Source organism: Candidatus Vagococcus giribetii, assembly GCF_017316185.1.
Classification (GTDB): domain Bacteria; phylum Bacillota; class Bacilli; order Lactobacillales; family Vagococcaceae; genus Vagococcus; species Vagococcus giribetii.
The window spans coordinates 12,287-27,977 of record NZ_JAFLVX010000006.1; the positions used below are offsets into that span (position 1 = coordinate 12,287).

Annotated in this window: 15 protein-coding genes and 1 other annotated feature; of the genes, 3 read left to right on the forward strand and 12 right to left on the reverse strand. The window is 34.4% G+C overall.

Going from position 1 to position 15,691, the window contains the following annotated elements; all coding sequences use genetic code 11:
• Window positions 1-11: 11 nt before the first annotated feature.
• The 9 genes from DOK76_RS01850 to DOK76_RS01890 form a co-directional block, all read right to left on the reverse strand.
• A complete protein-coding gene (locus tag DOK76_RS01850) occupies window positions 12-452 on the reverse strand; it encodes a MarR family winged helix-turn-helix transcriptional regulator (protein WP_206964574.1) in 441 nt (146 codons plus the stop codon).
• A 227-nt stretch (window positions 453-679) separates the two neighbouring features.
• Window positions 680-1,549, reverse strand: coding sequence for a YitT family protein (locus DOK76_RS01855; protein ID WP_206964644.1), 870 nt, complete (start codon window positions 1,547-1,549; stop codon window positions 680-682).
• Between the two features lie 132 nt (window positions 1,550-1,681).
• Entirely contained in the window at window positions 1,682-2,764 is a 1,083-nt protein-coding gene (gene hisC, locus DOK76_RS01860) for a histidinol-phosphate transaminase (protein WP_206964575.1), read from the reverse strand.
• A gap of 12 nt (window positions 2,765-2,776) precedes the next feature.
• Complete coding sequence (locus DOK76_RS01865) at window positions 2,777-3,805, reverse strand: 3-deoxy-7-phosphoheptulonate synthase (RefSeq protein WP_206964576.1); 1,029 nt, start codon at window positions 3,803-3,805, stop codon at window positions 2,777-2,779.
• A 94-nt stretch (window positions 3,806-3,899) separates the two neighbouring features.
• Window positions 3,900-6,314 carry a phenylalanine--tRNA ligase subunit beta gene (pheT, locus tag DOK76_RS01870; protein ID WP_206964577.1) on the reverse strand — a complete coding sequence of 805 codons (2,415 nt, stop codon included), beginning with the start codon at window positions 6,312-6,314 and terminating at the stop codon, window positions 3,900-3,902.
• A gap of 4 nt (window positions 6,315-6,318) precedes the next feature.
• The gene (gene pheS, locus DOK76_RS01875; RefSeq protein ID WP_206964578.1) at window positions 6,319-7,365 is read right to left on the reverse strand and encodes a phenylalanine--tRNA ligase subunit alpha; all 1,047 of its coding nucleotides are present in this window, start codon (window positions 7,363-7,365) and stop codon (window positions 6,319-6,321) included.
• 54 nt (window positions 7,366-7,419) lie between these two features.
• Window positions 7,420-7,629 (reverse strand) — a binding site (T-box leader).
• A 52-nt stretch (window positions 7,630-7,681) separates the two neighbouring features.
• Window positions 7,682-8,020, reverse strand: coding sequence for a winged helix-turn-helix transcriptional regulator (locus DOK76_RS01880; RefSeq protein WP_206964579.1), 339 nt, complete (start codon window positions 8,018-8,020; stop codon window positions 7,682-7,684).
• Window positions 8,021-8,099: 79 nt separating this feature from the next.
• Window positions 8,100-8,606, reverse strand: coding sequence for an HD domain-containing protein (locus DOK76_RS01885; protein ID WP_206964581.1), 507 nt, complete (start codon window positions 8,604-8,606; stop codon window positions 8,100-8,102).
• A 124-nt stretch (window positions 8,607-8,730) separates the two neighbouring features.
• Window positions 8,731-9,492, reverse strand: coding sequence for a TrmH family RNA methyltransferase (locus DOK76_RS01890; RefSeq protein WP_206964583.1), 762 nt, complete (start codon window positions 9,490-9,492; stop codon window positions 8,731-8,733).
• 105 nt (window positions 9,493-9,597) lie between these two features.
• On the opposite strand from DOK76_RS01890, the gene DOK76_RS01895 reads away from it, so the two are divergent.
• Window positions 9,598-9,870 (forward strand): acylphosphatase, encoded by a 273-nt coding sequence (locus DOK76_RS01895; protein WP_206964585.1) that lies wholly within the window; start codon window positions 9,598-9,600, stop codon window positions 9,868-9,870.
• 82 nt (window positions 9,871-9,952) lie between these two features.
• Window positions 9,953-10,879 (forward strand): membrane protein insertase YidC, encoded by a 927-nt coding sequence (yidC, locus tag DOK76_RS01900; protein ID WP_206964587.1) that lies wholly within the window; start codon window positions 9,953-9,955, stop codon window positions 10,877-10,879.
• A 68-nt stretch (window positions 10,880-10,947) separates the two neighbouring features.
• Here yidC and DOK76_RS01905 read toward each other — a convergent pair whose 3' ends face one another.
• The 3 genes from DOK76_RS01905 to trxB form a co-directional block, all read right to left on the reverse strand.
• Window positions 10,948-11,253: an ArsR/SmtB family transcription factor gene (locus DOK76_RS01905; RefSeq protein ID WP_206964589.1), complete on the reverse strand. Its 306-nt coding sequence runs from the start codon at window positions 11,251-11,253 to the stop codon at window positions 10,948-10,950.
• Between the two features lie 16 nt (window positions 11,254-11,269).
• Window positions 11,270-12,991 carry a phospho-sugar mutase gene (locus DOK76_RS01910; RefSeq protein WP_206964590.1) on the reverse strand — a complete coding sequence of 574 codons (1,722 nt, stop codon included), beginning with the start codon at window positions 12,989-12,991 and terminating at the stop codon, window positions 11,270-11,272.
• A 148-nt stretch (window positions 12,992-13,139) separates the two neighbouring features.
• On the reverse strand, window positions 13,140-14,057 hold the full coding sequence (gene trxB / locus DOK76_RS01915; protein ID WP_206964645.1) for a thioredoxin-disulfide reductase: 918 nt from the start codon (window positions 14,055-14,057) through the stop codon (window positions 13,140-13,142).
• A gap of 157 nt (window positions 14,058-14,214) precedes the next feature.
• Between trxB and DOK76_RS01920 the strand changes: the two genes are divergently transcribed.
• Entirely contained in the window at window positions 14,215-15,579 is a 1,365-nt protein-coding gene (locus tag DOK76_RS01920) for an MATE family efflux transporter (protein WP_206964591.1), read from the forward strand.
• Window positions 15,580-15,691 lie beyond the last annotated feature (112 nt).

Consider the following 15,691-nt stretch of genomic DNA (forward strand, 5'->3'; position numbering starts at 1 on the left):
TTCCTAACCTTTTAATAATACTTCTTTAAAAAACGATGGAGACTTTGAAGGCCTTTAACTAAAGCTTCTTTTTCTTCACCAGACATGTCTTCTAAAGCAGCTTCAACCATTTTTTTATGGAAATGCTGATGTGCTCTGAAGAACAGGCGACCTCGATTCGTTAGTTTTAACCTAACAATTCGTCGATCAACGTCACTTCTGACACGGTCAACATAACCCTTTTTTACCAAATTATTAACTGCCACAGTAAGTGTCCCCACCGTTACAGACAATGCTTTTGCTACCTCACCTGTTGTTTTATTTTCACCCATACCGATAGCCTCAATGGTGTGCATCTCTTTGATTGATAGATCCGAGAAGCTACTCTTTTTTAGCTCTGTCTCTTCAATTGTCAAAATGTCATTAAAGACTCTTACTAGTTGGGCATTGACTAGATTCATGTTATCGTCCATTTCTAATGCCTCTTTCACTATTAGTTTGATAATCAAAGTATATGGGTAAAAAAATATAAAAGCAACTATTTTTAAGATAGTTTGATAATCAAATGATTTGATATTCAAAGTATATGTGCTTGTTTTGAAAATTGCAACCTTTTTTTTATTTATTTTTTTCATTTTTTATCAAAAGCCACTGATTTCAAGTGTTCTAGCTTATAAAAAAAACAAACAATTATTAAGAGTTATCCCTTAATAATCGTTTGTTTCATTTGTTTTTGTTGGTCTTCATTCCAAAAGCTGCCCATTACTGTTTGTGTTGGCACAATATTTATAAACGCATTTTGGTCTGATAAATAAACCGCTTGTTCTAATGCATATAATTCATATTTAGTGACAACAATCATAATTACTGAAGTTTCTTTTCTTGAATAAACACCCGTTCCTGGTAAAAGTGTCATACCACGTAAAATTTCTGTTTGAATCGAATGAATAACTTCTTCTTGTTTTGTCGTAATAATAAATGCAGTCACTTTTTGATGACTTGTATGGATAGAATCAACCACTTGAGTCGTACAGAAAATTGAAATAATCGTATATAAAGCTGATTCCCAGTCAAACACAAATCCAGCTGTTCCAATAATAAAGATATTAATAATTAGCATCAAAGAACCTACTGTTCTACCTGTTGTTTTAGATAAAATTAATGAAACTATATCCATACCACCAGTACTAAAACCGTATTTCATTGTAACTCCTACTGCTACTCCTGTTAAAACACCACCTACTATACCATTCATCAATTGATTATTGGTAACTTCAGTTACAGGAACAATTAAGGTCATAATCGTTACTGATAAGACCGTTAATAAACTAAAAATAGTCGCTGACTTTCCTAATTTAATCCAGCCTAAGATGGCAATCGGAATATTCATAATAAAAATAATAATACCTGTATCTAGTTTGATTCCAAATGATGTTAGCAGAATGCCTGAAAGCAACTGGGCCATCCCGTTGACTCCTGCAGAAAAGACATTGGCTGGTATTAAAAATAAATTTAAGGCGACAGCCAAAACCAACCCTGCAAAAATAACAATTAAACTTTTTTTAATCATCTCATTTTGATGATATGCTTTAGTAATGTGTCCCAATCACTTCTCCCCCTTAATATCAGTTCTAGAATAATGTACTATGGAAAACAAAAAAAAGAAAGGAAAATCATTCAATTTTACCTTTCTTTTTTATCTTTATTTAGCTAAGTAAGCTAATAGGTGTTTTCTTAGAGTTTCATTGTCTTCTGGAAGGCCAATTGTTATCCTTAACCAACCTGGTTTTAATCCTCCTCTAATGATAAAACCCTGTTCAAGGAGATACTGAGTGACTTCCTGATCTTTGTCACCAACTGAAAAGAAAATGAAATTCGTTTGAGATACATAATAAGGCATTTCATATTTCTCTAAGAATGATTCCCATGCAGTTAATTCTTCTCGATTAATTCTCGATGTTTCTTTAATAAAGTCTTGATCCTTTAAAGCCACGATAGCTGCTTGTTGTCCTAATGAGTTCGTATTAAATGGTAGACGTGTGACTTCTAAAATTTGAATAATATCTCTACTGGCGATACCAAAACCCACTCGTAAGCCCGCAATACCATACGCTTTCGAAAACGTCTTCATCACCATTAAATTAGGAAATTGTTCAAGAACTGCTAATGTAGAACTTTCCTCTTCTATTGTGACAAATTCTTGATACGCTTCATCACTTATCACTAACACATTTTTAGGAACTTGCTCTAAAAATCGAGTTATTTTTTCTTGAGACACATATGTTCCTGTGGGGTTATTTGGATTACACAACCAAATAATCTTAGTATTCTCAGTGACTTCTTTTAACATGTCCTCAAGAGCCATCTCACCTGTTTTTTCATCGACTGGTACTTTGATCACTTTTGCCCCTTCAATAATCGCATGGTGAGCATATTGCGGAAATGTAGGGTCTGGTACAATAATCTCGTCATCAGGCGTTAAATACGCTCTTGAGACGATTTGGATCACTTCATCTAAACCAGCTCCAACGATAAGTTGTTCAGTTTCAACTTGGTAGTACTCAGCTAAGGCTTCTTTTAAGGCAACCGCTCCACCATCTGGGTACAATTGTAAATCTGTCACTGTTTCTTGTAAAAATTTTTTGACTTCATTAGAGTAACCAAAAGGATTCTCATTTGAAGCTAGTTTAACAATTTTTTCAATCCCATATTCTTTTTGAACCTCTTCTATCGGACGACCTGGTGTATAAGGTCTTAATCCTTTTAACGTTTCTTTTCCTCTCATCATAAATCCTCCTTATTGATGTTTTGCCATCTTGTATAATAATTCCTTTGTTTCTTTTAACCCAAGGCAAGGATCTGTAATTGATTGACCGAATTTAGCCGAACCAATGTCTCCACGACCATTCTCTAAAAAGCTCTCAATCATAAATCCTCTCACATAAGTCTGAATCCCTTGATGCCATTGTCTGTTGTTTAATACTTCTTCAACAATTCTTACTTGTTCTAAATGTTGTTTACCTGAATTATCGTGGTTCGTATCAACAACGACAAAGGGATTTTTTAAGGAGGATTCTTGGTACAAAGCTATCACTTTTAACAAGTCCTCATAATGATAATTAGGGATATTTTTCCCGTAATGATCTAAGCCTCCTCTTAATACAACATGAGCATATGGATTTGAGGACGTCTTCACTTCTTGATTATTGTAAATAAACTCTTGTTGTTGTTGCGCTGCGTAAATCGAGTGAAACATGACATTTAAATGACCACTAGTTGGATTTTTCATTCCAACTGGTTGATCAATACCACTAGCTACAAATCGGTGTTGTTGATCTTCAACAGACCGAGCACCAATAGCAATATAGCTGAGTAAATCTTTAACATACTCTAAATTCTCTGGATAAAGCATTTCGTCTGCTGTGGTTAATCCCGTTTCACTAATCACACGGTAATGAATTTTTCGCACAGCTTGAACTCCCTGTAGAAGATCTGAGTGACCTTCTGCACTTGGTTGATGCAACAAACCCTTGTAGCCATCTCCGTTTGTTCTTGGTTTGTTTGTATAAACTCTAGGTATTATGAAAACCTCATTAGCTATCTCCTGTTGTATACGACTCAACTGGTAGGCATATTCTAATACGGCCTCCTCATCGTGAGCAGAACACGGACCGATAATAGCAAGTAAACGTTGATCCTCTCCCGAAAGAATCTGATTTAACTCACGGTCTCTTCTTTCTTTTAACTCTTTTTGTTTAGTAGACAACTGATATGTTTTTAATAACTCTTTTGTATCAATCGCCTGACTTATTGGTGTAAATCCCATAATAACAACCTCCTTTTGGTCATTTAGTGTATAAAGAAAAAGACTCTACTTACCTACTAATAAATTCAGTAAGTAAAATCTTTTCATCTACTATCTATCTCACTTCAATATGTAACTCATCTTGCAGAGCTGCACTAATTTTTTCTACTGCAGATGTCACGTCTTCATCTACTAATGTCGCTTCATCATTTCTAAAGACTAGAGAATAAGCAAGAGATTTTTTGTTAGTCCCTAATTTTTCGCCAACAAATACATCAAATAAATGAATATCTACTAAGTATTTGCCACCTTTTTCTTTAATCACATCAATAATTTTTTGACTAGAAATGTTAGCATCTGCCAGTAAGGCAATATCTCTCTTAATAGAAGGATATTTTCCTACTTCTTTATAAACAGGCTCTTCTTTAGCTAGTTCACATAATAAAGCTAAATCTAGTTCACACACGTAAGTTTCGTTAATTTCTAATTCTTTGGCTACATGAGGGTGAACTTGTCCCATTAAACCAACAGCTGTTTCTCCAACCATTACTTGAGCCGTACGTCCAGGATGCATGTCTTTGTAATCTTTTGTTTGAACAAACGTAACTTCTTCACTTAAACCTAGTAAGTTGAATAAGTTTTCCACGATTCCTTTTAAGGTATAAAAATCAACTTGTTTAGCAGGTGAATCCCATGTTTTAGCTTCCCAGATACCTGAAATAGCCATAGCTAAGTGATTAGTTTCCTTAGGTAATACGTCTTCTGTTCCTTCAAAAATATTACCAATTTCATAGAAGGCAATATGTTGTTGTTTTCTTGCTTGATTGTAGGCAACGTTTTTCAATAAACCTGAAATCAAACTTTGACGAGCCACTGAACGTTCTTCACTCATTGGAAAATCTAAAGCAATCGTTGCTTTTGGTTCTAAAACAAATTTTGTTGCTAATTCAGGTGTTGTTAGCATGTAACTAATAGCTTCATAAAGCCCATTACCTTCTAATTGTTTGCGAATGTCACGTGTTAAACGTTGGCTTCTTGATAGTTTACCTGCAACAGAAGAACCTTTTGGTAAGGTTGATGGTAAGTTATCATAACCATAAATACGTGCTACTTCTTCTACTAAATCAGCTTCAATAGAAATATCCCAACGTCTAGGTGGAATACTTACAACAAAAGTTTCTCCCTCTACAGTATGTGAGAAGCCTAAACTAGTAAAAATAGTACTTACTTCTTCTTCTGATAGAGTTGTTCCTAAAGAGTTATTAATTTTTGTTAGAGTGATTGATACAACAACGTCTTCTTTTGAGTAGTCATTGCTAATAGCTTCGCCACTAACAACTGTACCACCGCTTAATTCAGCAATCATTTGTGCTGAAAAAGCACTTGCTTCAGCGATTGTCGCTACATTAATACCACGCTCAAAACGTTTGCTTGATTCACTAGATAAACCAAACCCTCTAGCACTACGTCTTGTTAAAGTTGGGTGGAAAAGAGCTGTCTCTAAAGCCACAGTCGTTGTGTTTTCGGTAATCTCAGAATCAAGACCACCCATAACACCTGCTAAGGCGATTGGTGTTTGACCATTTGTCACCACAATTGTTTCTGTTGTCAAAGAACGTTCTTCTTCATCTAAAGTAACAAGGGTTTCATTTTCTAAAGCACGACGAACTTTAATTTCTTTACTGCCTAATTTATCATAGTCAAAGGCATGTTGAGGTTGACCAAATAATAATAAGGTATAGTTTGTAACGTCTACTACGTTATTAATTGGACGAATCCCTTCGTTCATTAGTAAGGTTTGTAACCACATTGGACTTTCTTTAATCACAACATCTTTAATCACACGCATGCGATATGTTGGTGTGTCTTCTGTGTTTTCAACTGAGACAGTCACATAATCTTCAATACGTGAATCACTTGCTTCTACTAATTCTTTTGTTGGAAAACTTACTTCACGATTGTAAATAGCTGCCACTTCATGAGCAACTCCACGTAAACTTAAAGCATCTGCTCTGTTTGGTGTAATGGATAATTCAATGATTGAGTCGTCCATATCTAAATAAGAAAAGACAGGCTCTCCTGGAATAGCTTCCTCAGGTAAGAAATAAATACCATCAGCATATTCTTTTGGTACCACACTTGATGATATTCCAAGCTCATCTAATGAACAGATCATACCTAATGAGACTTCTCCGCGCATTTTACCTTTTTTAATTTTTACGTTACCAGCAATTCGAGAGTTTGGTAAGGCAACAATAACTTTTTTCCCTGCTGCGATATTTGGTGCTCCACAAACGATTTGATATAACTCATCTTCACCTACATCAACTTGGCAAATAGACAAATGATCACTATCTGGATGAGGAACGCACTTTTTAACGTCACCTACGACGATTTTTTTAAGCCCTTCTTCAGGAACAACAACGTCTTCTACCTCAATCCCTGAACGAGACATTTTATCTGATAATTCAAGAGGGGAAATCCCTTCAAGATCTACTAATTGTTTTAACCATTTATATGAAACTAACATTGTCTTACCCCTTTACTCTAAATTGTTCTAAGAATCTTAAGTCATTTTGATAGAAATAACGAATATCATTAACACCGTATTTAAGCATAGCCACACGGTCAGGTCCTAAACCAAATGCAAATCCGCTATATTTAGTTGAATCAATGCCAGACATCTCTAAGACACGTGGATGAATAATTCCCGCTCCTAAAATTTCGATCCAACCAGTTTGTTTACATACGTTACAACCTTTACCACCACATTTGAAACAACTAATATCTACCTCAACTGAAGGCTCTGTAAATGGGAAATAACTTGGACGTAAACGAATCTCACGGTCTTCACCAAATAATTTTTTAAGTAAGACTTCAAGGGTTCCTTTTAGGTCTCCCATGGTGATGCCTTCTGCAACAACTAATCCTTCAATTTGATGGAATTGATGACTATGTGTGGCATCATCGCTATCGCGACGGAATACTTTCCCTGGAGAAATCATTCTTAATGACCCTTTAGAAAAGTCATGTTTTTCCATTGTTCTAGCTTGAATAGGTGATGTATGTGTTCTTAAAAGAATCTCATCGTTAATGTAGAATGAATCTTGCATGTCACGAGCTGGGTGATCTTTAGGAATATTCATACGCTCAAAATTGTAATGATCTTGTTCGATTTCATATCCTTCAATAATCTCGTAACCTAATCCTAAGAACACATCTTCAATTTCTTCCATAACTTGCGTTAAAATATGAGAAGTCCCAATATTAAGCTCTTGACCAGGTAATGATACGTCAATAGTTTCTTTTTCAAGGGCAGCGTTTAGTGCCGCTTCTTCTAAGACTTCTTTTTTAGTTTCTAATTCAGTTGTTAATGTATCACGGACTTCATTAGCAAATCCACCAATGACAGGTCTCATCTCTGGAGATAAATCTTTCATCCCTCTTAATACTTCTGTGATTGATCCTTTTTTCCCTAATACTTGAACTCTAATTTCATTTAAACTATCTAACGTTTGAGTTGCTTCGATTTTACTTAAAGCATCAGTTTTTAATTGTTCTAACGTTTCTTTTAAAGACATTTCCTCACTCAATTCCTTTCTTTTAGCAATAAAAAAAAGACACCATTCCTTATAAAAAGGAACGATGTCTCGCGGTACCATCCTACTTTGCACAAATATGTGCACACTCTTATTTGTTAACGATGAATCCACCGGTTTATTACTATTTCATAAACAACTCAGGAAGTGAACTTCACTTAATTCTTTATCAACTTGCTCTCAGTCGGTGACAAGTCTTCCTTATGATACGCCCTTAAACTACTCTTTTCCCTCAAATGTTTTATTTAATATTTGTATTTGACTTACATATTACAAGAGATATGAACAAAGGTCAAGATTAATTTTGAATATCTACCCATTTTTCTCCCCAAGATTGAACCTCTTTCATGACTGGTTCTAAAGCTAATCCTTTATCTGTGAGGCCATACTCAATCCTATTCTTCTCGTCGCACTTCACTTTTCTTTCCAAAATTTCTTTTTCTTCTAGTTCTTTCAAACGTTCAACTAATACACGATCACTCACATCTGGAATCTTGTTTGCAATCTGAACAAAACGTTGTGGTCCTTCTTCGATTAAGACATCAATTATTAGACCATTCCATTTTTTCCCTAAAATTTCAAATGTTTTCTCAAATTTAGGGCACATCATGTATTGTTGTTCTTCACATGACTTCATCTTCTCACCTCATCTTTAGAAGTATTATGATTTAGTATAAAGGAAAAAGCCGACTATTTCTAGCAAGTCGGCTTATTTTTTAAACATTGACATTCACTAATCCAAAGTAACGTGCAGCTTTTAATTTTGCAATAACATAAAGAGGAACAAAGACTTCCTCACAAGCACAATACTTATCGACTAATGTCACAATATAACTTTCTTTGTACTTAGGTGGTGCAATCGTTGCACCAAACATATGCTTAACGATAATATCTTCTTCTAATTTAGAAATTTCTGTTAATTTTCTAGCATTCTCTAAAGCAATTCGCGGATGGACATATGCATGACTTCCTTCGTCACTTTTTTGTTCTCTCCAATCATAGAAAAACAAATCATGTAAAAGACCAGCTCTTGCTGTTGCTCTTACATCCCCATTCCATTTTTTTGCCAATAAGTAACTTCTGTAAGAAACACTAATTGAGTGCTCCAAACGATTAGAGTAATGGTGTTGTGGAAATTGTGCTAATTCTTGAACTTCATCTGTATACATCAAGTCTTTTACTAATTCTACATATTCTGCGTCTTCTTGCCAATTTAACGTCATGTACTTTCACTTTCCTTTAGTAAAATGTTTAATTTCAATCATCTATTGATTACTGTGAATGTAGTTTATCATGAAGTTCAATTAATAGCCAGTTAATTGAACCTACTTAATAAATTCATAATATTTATACTGAAAACATCAAAATCCCTGCTGCAACAGCCACATTTAAAGACTCTGCTTTTCCCATCATTGGAATATACACCGCTTGATGGCTTGCTTCAATCAGTTCTTGGCTAACACCTTGTCCTTCATTTCCCATAATAAAGGCTATTTTTTCGGATGTTTCAATTTGTTGATAAGCAATTGCCTCTGGATTAAGCTCAGTGGCATAAATCTGATACCCTTCTTCTTTTAACGTTTCAATAATCTCTAATAAATTAGCTTCTCTTAAATTCAAATGAAATTGACTTCCTTGCATAGAGCGAAGCACTTTTGAATTGTAAATATCTGCTGATCCTTCGCCTAAAACAACACCTGCAAAACCAGCAGCATCAGCTGTACGAATCATAGTACCCACATTTCCCGGATCTTGAACATTATCAAGAAGTAGCAAATGATTCGTTTTTGTTTCTTTTCTTTCTTGATTTCCTTTACCAATGATTGCCATAATACTTGGTACACTCGGCAAATGGGATAAATGCTTCAGGATATCTTCTGTCACTAACACTAGTTGTTCCTCATCAATAGTAGCAAGTAAGTTTTCAAATTCGACTAAACTTGTTTCTGTTACTAAGATATGTTGGATATCTCCTTCATTATTAATGGCTTCTTCAACTAAGTGCTCGCCTTCTATTAAGTAACGATTTTCTAAATCTCTAAATTTTTTCTTTTCTAATTTTTTGACTTGTTTTAGCCATTCGTTTTTAGTTGATTCAATTATTTTCATTCTTTTTACCTCACAGTCTCGTTTATTATAACAAATTTTCCTTACTTTGATACGAAATTTCGTTTCTATTGTATAATAATAGAAAAAAGCAAAGAGGTGTTTCGTATGAAAGTAGCAATGACTGTTTCGGGAAAAGTACAAGGTGTCGGTTTTCGCTACATGACTAAAATGGTAGCAGATGATTTAGGTGTGTATGGTATTGTTAAAAATCAAGACAATGGAGATGTTTATATTGAAGCTATTGGCGAAGAGAACCAAGTGAATGCCTTTATTAAAGCCGTCAAAAAATCCCCAGCTCCATTTGGTAAAGTGCAATGTGTTACCTTCCATGATTCAGAAAGCATTAAAGATTATACTAATTTTTCAGTTACCTACTAAATAATTAATAAAATTGATTGAAAAAGCACGTAGAATTCGATATAGTAAATCTTGTGTATATTAAAGTAAAGGAACGAATTAAATGAAACGATTAAAACGATGGATGTTATCATCTGGTTTATTAGGTTTACTTATCTTTTTATCTGGCTGTGTTAAAACAGACAGTACAGGAAATCCTACTGGGGAAGGCTTTGTTTATAAATTCCTTGTCGCTCCAATGGGAAATGCCATTACCTTCTTAGCAGATAACTGGGGATTAGGTTTTGGTTTAGCGATTATCATTTTAACGATTATCGTTCGTTTGGCTATTATGCCTCTTGGTTTAAGTCAAATGAAAAAATCAATGGTTCAACAAGAAAAAATGCAAGCAATCAAGCCTTATACAGACGATATTAATAAACGTTTGAAAGCTGCAACTTCTAACGAAGAAAAAATGAAAGTTCAAACTGAGCTGCAACAACTTTATAAAGATAATGATGTGAATTTAATGGGTGGTCTTGGTTGTCTTCCCTTACTAATTCAAATGCCTATCTTTACTGCATTGTTCTTTGCTGCTAAATTCACTCCTGGTATTAGTGATGCCACTTTCTTAGGAATGGATTTAGGAAAACCAAGTTTACTTTTAGTGGCTTTAGCTGGTATTAGTTACTTCGCTCAAAGTTACATTAGTATGATTGGTATGGCAGAAGAGCAGAAAAAACAAATGAAAATGATGAGTTACATGTCTCCGTTGATGATTATCTTCATTTCATTTAGCTCACCAGCTGGTGTTACCTTATATTGGGTAGTCGGTGGTATCTTCAGTTGTATTCAATCATTAATTACAACTCTATATCATAAACCAAAGATTAAAGCTGAATTAGCTGAACACTTTGAAAAGAACCCAATTAAAACTGTCGCACCTAAAGTAAAAGATGTAACGCCTAAGAAACAACAAGGAAACAACAAGAACAAAAATAAAAACAGCCAAGGTCAAGGCCGAAACGCTGGAAAACAACAACGTAAATAAAAAATAGCTAGCCCATAAGGGTTAGCTATTTTTTTGTGAACATATTTTTCAAATGACTTTTAACATGTTTAATCTTCAACATGCCCCATATGAATAAAGGTTTTACTTAAGATATCTAACACATGTTGATCATCTAGAGAATATACCACTGATTTCCCCTCTTTTCGAGATTTAACCAAATGATTTTCTCTTAGTTGTTTCAACTGATGAGAAACTGCAGATTGCTCCATTTCAAGCTTTTGAACAATTGTTGAGACATTCATCTCGCCTTCTGACAATGCCATCAGTATTTTCAACCGAGTCGGATCACTAATACTTTTAAAAAAACGACTCACTTTTTGAATATGTTCTTCAGACGTTTTTTCTAGTGCCATTTGAACAACCTCACTCTTACTCTTTAATAAATCCTTGGACTGCTTCCTCAAACTTATTAATTTTTTCTTGCGTTTCTTCATGACTGTTCCCTTTAACCCCTAAGTAGAATTTCACTTTAGGTTCTGTTCCTGATGGTCGAATAGCAATCCAACTACCATCTTCTAGGAAGAATTTTAACACATTTGATGGTGGTAATGAAATATCTTCGACTTCACCTGAAACAAAGTGTCTCTTTTGAGAGGCATAATCTTCATGATAAGCTACTGCCACATCAGCAAATGCCGTTGGAATAGATTCTCTTACATCTTTCATAAGTTGTTGAATCTTCTCAACACCAGTTATACCAGGCATTGTTACAGAAATAGTTTTTTCATCAAAGAAACCAAATTCTGCATATATTTCTTCAAGAGCATCGAATAAAGTTTGATTTTTTTCTTTATAGAACGCAGTAATTTCAGATAATAATAATAAGGCTTGAATCGCATCTTTATCTCTAACAAACGGTTTAACTAAGTAACCATAACTTTCTTCAAAACCAAAAACAAAAGTTCTTGAGTTATCTTCTTCAAAGTTTTTAATTTGTTCGGCAATAAACTTGAATCCAGTTAATACATTGCGCATCTCTACTTGATATTTTTTACAAATTTCAGCAGATAACTCACTTGATACGATGGATTTAACCACTGTACTATTTGCCGCTAATGTACCTTGTTTAGCTTTTTCTTGCAATAAGTAATGAATCATAATACTACCTAGTTGGTTACCAGACAGAATTTGATAGTCGCCTGCTTGATTTTTTGCTACTGCGCCTAAACGGTCTGCATCAGGGTCAGTTGCTAATAATACATCTGCATTTTCTTTTTCCCCCAAAGCTATTGCGTACTCAAAAGCTGAAGCTTCTTCTGGGTTAGGCGAGATGACTGTTGAAAAATCAGCATCTGGTAATTTTTGTTCAGGCACAGTTATAAAGTGTTTAAAACCAGCTTGTTCCATTGCTCGCTCTGCAACCATTTGTCCTGTCCCATGTAATGGTGTGTAGACAATTTTTAAGGAGTCTTTTGTACGGTCAATAACTTCTTGATTGACTGTTACTGTTTTTAAATGCTCTAAATAAACAGTATCAACTTCTTCTCCGACAATATGAATTAAGTCTTCTGCTTCATATTGAGGTGTTACTTTTATCTCTAAAGGATTATCAATTGATCTAACAAATTTTGTTACTAAATCAGCGTCATGAGGTGGCATTTGGGCTCCGTCGTCCCCATAAACTTTAAATCCGTTATATTCTTTTGGATTGTGGCTTGCAGTAATCATAATTCCTGCCACACAATTAAAATGTCTTACTGTAAATGATAACTCCGGTGTTGAACGTAAGCTTTCAAAGACATATGAAGTAATACCATGAGCTGCCAATGTTTCTGCTGCTCCCAGTGCAAATTCAGGAGACTGATGTCTTGAATCAAATGCAATAGCTACTCCTCTTTGTTTCATACTATCATCTAAAGAGTCAATAAAACGAGCTAAGCCTTCTGTTGCTTGTCTGATGGTATAAATATTCATGCGATTAATTCCTGCACCAATCACACCTCTCATTCCAGCTGTTCCAAATTCTAATGGTGCGTAAAAAGCATCCATTAAAGCTTCTTCGTTATTTTTATTGCGCTCTAAATCTTCTTTCACTAAATTATCAATGTTATTAAATGCTAACCATTGGTCATATGTTTTCTTCCAAGTCACGTTTTGGTCACCCTTTCAATTGAATTCTTTTACATTATACCATTGTTATAAAAAATAATAAAAGAAAAAAAGAAGTTAGGAAAAATATCTAACTTCTTTCTCGTTTTTATATACAAAAAAAATATTTTTGGCTTATTGCGGGTTTTACTTAATCTTCTAAATTTGTTAAATATTTATAGACTTCTTGTCCAGCTATACTACCATCACCAACAGCTGTGGCAATTTGACGTAAAACAGTATCACGTACATCCCCAATTGCATAAATACCCGGTACAGCCGTTTCCATATGTTCATTTGTTTCAATCCAGCCTTCAGCATTTGTGATTCCTAATTCTTTAAAAGGTTCTGATAAAGGATCTAGACCAATATAAACGAATACGCCTTCTGCTTCTGCTGAAGTGATTTCATCTGTTAACACATTTTTGAAATCAATACTGGTGATTTTTTTATCATCACCTTTGAATTCAACAGGGACAGTATGCCACATAAAATCAATTTTTTCATTTTTAAAGGCACGGTCTTGAATAATTTTTTGTGCTCTTAATTCATCTCTTCGATGAACAATTGTTACTTTACTAGCAAATTGGGTTAAGTATAACCCTTCTTCTACAGCAGAATCTCCTCCACCAATTACATATAAGTGACGATCTCTAAAGAAAGCTCCATCACAAACAGCACAGTAAGAAACACCTCTACCAGCGTATTCTTCTTCACCAGGAACACCAATCTTACGATGATCACTACCAGAAGCGATAATAACTGTTTTACCTTCGTAAACTTCATCGTCACAGTAAACTTTCTTAACAAGACCAGTATTTTCAACTTTAGTTACATTCCCATAAGTATGAGTTGCACCAAAGTTACTTGAATTTTCATACATTTTCATTGCTAAGTCAGGACCAGTAATAGTTGAAAAACCAGGATAATTCTCAACATCAGCAGTATTCATTAACTGACCACCTGGTGCCCCTCTTTCAATAACTAATACATTTAAATCTGCTCTTGACGCATATAAAGCAGCCGTCATTCCTCCAGGTCCTGCTCCTATGATAATCACATCATACATAAACATTCCTCCATACTTCTTAATCATCTATAACTTTAACCCTTTAGCAATTCATTGTCTATCCATTTGCTCAAAAAAAGAACCTTAAAAAACCATTGACTTTATGTTAATTAAAGATAGAATACTTATGATATCTTCAAAAAGGAGCTAAGCATATATGATTTCAAAGATAAACTTATTTTTCCGAGATAACAAACATTCTCATCAGGAACTTTTCTATCTCAGTTGGCCTATTTTTATTGAATTATTTTTAAGGGTATTTGTCGGTAATATCAATGTTTGGATGATTTCGCAACACTCAGAACCTGCAGTTGCGGCTGTTGGAGCATCTAATCAATTACTAACCTTATCTGTTTTTGTTTACGGGTTTATTACCGTTGGCGTTCAAATTATTATCGCTCAATTACTTGGTGCAAAGAAAGAAGATGAAGTCCCTGAAGTTATCACAACAGGAATTATTGGCTCATTTGTTATTGGTATCTTAATCAGTGCCCTATTTATATTATTCCCTCAGCAATTATTAATGGCTATTAATTTGCCAGATGACATCGTCCATATTGGTGTGCGTTACATTCAAATTTACGGTGCTAGTTTATTTGTTTCTTCGATATCAGCTGCTATTGTTGCTGTCCTTAGAAGTCACGGTAAAACAAAAGATGCTTTAAAAATTCCGATGATTGCCTTACTCTTAACAGTAGCCGGAAACTATCTTGCGTTATATAGTCCTTTTGGATTACCTAATTTAGGTGTTGCTGGCTTAGGTATTTCTGCAGCAATTAGTAATGCTATTGCGCTTATTATTGGTTTTGTTATTCTGAATAAAAAAATCGGTTTTAATATTCTTTCGATTTCATTCAAGCTATTTTCTAAAGACAAACTAAGACAAATTTTAAAACTTGGTTTACCTTCTTCTGGAGAAAACTTATCCTACATGGGCTCTCAAGTCGTAGTTACGATGATTGTTGCCTCTCTTGGTGCAAATCTCCTAATCGCAAAATCTTATGTCACAGCCATTACACAGTTTATTTACTTGATTGCCTCTGCCCTTGCGCAAGGAAATCAAATTTTAATTGGCCGTAGTGTAGGTGCTAGAGATTTTGATAAAGCCTATAAAACTGGTTTACACACCGTGTATTTAAGTGTGGGTATTACATTTATTATTTCTTTAATTACTTTTATCTTTATTGAACCAATTATGCATGTCTTTACCTATAATCCAGACATCATTGAAATCGCAAAAGTAGTCTTTTTCGTGGATATCTTCCTTGAAATATTCAGAGCGATTAACATGACTATGGTTGGATCCTTAAATGCTTCTGGAGATGTTAAATTCCCTCTTATTTGTAGTTTAATTGTCTTATGGATTATTAGTTTACCATTCTCTTATTTACTAGCAATTCCTTTAGAACTTGGCCTTTTAGGTGTTTGGTTGGCTTATACCATTGACGAAGCATTACGAGGCGTTCTGATGATTAAACGTTGGCGATCCGGTATTTGGCGTTCAAAAATCGATTTACTCTAACAACTTGTTTAACGCAAGTTGTTTTTTTATTCTTTAAAATTTGATTAATAATTGTTTTTTTTAGTTATTTTTTATTAATTTAATGGTAGTTTTATAAACGAACGAATATTAA

Coding starts and splice junctions, on each gene's coding strand:
- pheS (WP_206964578.1), bottom strand. CDS start 7,365: ATGTCTTTAAAAGAAACGTTAGAACAATTAAAAACTGATGCTTTAAGT.
- DOK76_RS01905 (WP_206964589.1), bottom strand. CDS start 11,253: ATGGCACTAGAAAAAACGTCTGAAGAACATATTCAAAAAGTGAGTCGT.
- DOK76_RS01895 (WP_206964585.1), top strand. CDS start 9,598: ATGAAAGTAGCAATGACTGTTTCGGGAAAAGTACAAGGTGTCGGTTTT.
- pheT (WP_206964577.1), bottom strand. CDS start 6,314: ATGTTAGTTTCATATAAATGGTTAAAACAATTAGTAGATCTTGAAGGG.
- yidC (WP_206964587.1), top strand. CDS start 9,953: ATGAAACGATTAAAACGATGGATGTTATCATCTGGTTTATTAGGTTTA.
- DOK76_RS01880 (WP_206964579.1), bottom strand. CDS start 8,020: ATGAAGTCATGTGAAGAACAACAATACATGATGTGCCCTAAATTTGAG.
- DOK76_RS01920 (WP_206964591.1), top strand. CDS start 14,215: ATGATTTCAAAGATAAACTTATTTTTCCGAGATAACAAACATTCTCAT.
- trxB (WP_206964645.1), bottom strand. CDS start 14,057: ATGTATGATGTGATTATCATAGGAGCAGGACCTGGAGGAATGACGGCT.
- DOK76_RS01850 (WP_206964574.1), bottom strand. CDS start 452: ATGGACGATAACATGAATCTAGTCAATGCCCAACTAGTAAGAGTCTTT.
- DOK76_RS01855 (WP_206964644.1), bottom strand. CDS start 1,549: ATGATTAAAAAAAGTTTAATTGTTATTTTTGCAGGGTTGGTTTTGGCT.
- DOK76_RS01865 (WP_206964576.1), bottom strand. CDS start 3,805: ATGGGATTTACACCAATAAGTCAGGCGATTGATACAAAAGAGTTATTA.
- hisC (WP_206964575.1), bottom strand. CDS start 2,764: ATGAGAGGAAAAGAAACGTTAAAAGGATTAAGACCTTATACACCAGGT.
- DOK76_RS01890 (WP_206964583.1), bottom strand. CDS start 9,492: ATGAAAATAATTGAATCAACTAAAAACGAATGGCTAAAACAAGTCAAA.
- DOK76_RS01885 (WP_206964581.1), bottom strand. CDS start 8,606: ATGACGTTAAATTGGCAAGAAGACGCAGAATATGTAGAATTAGTAAAA.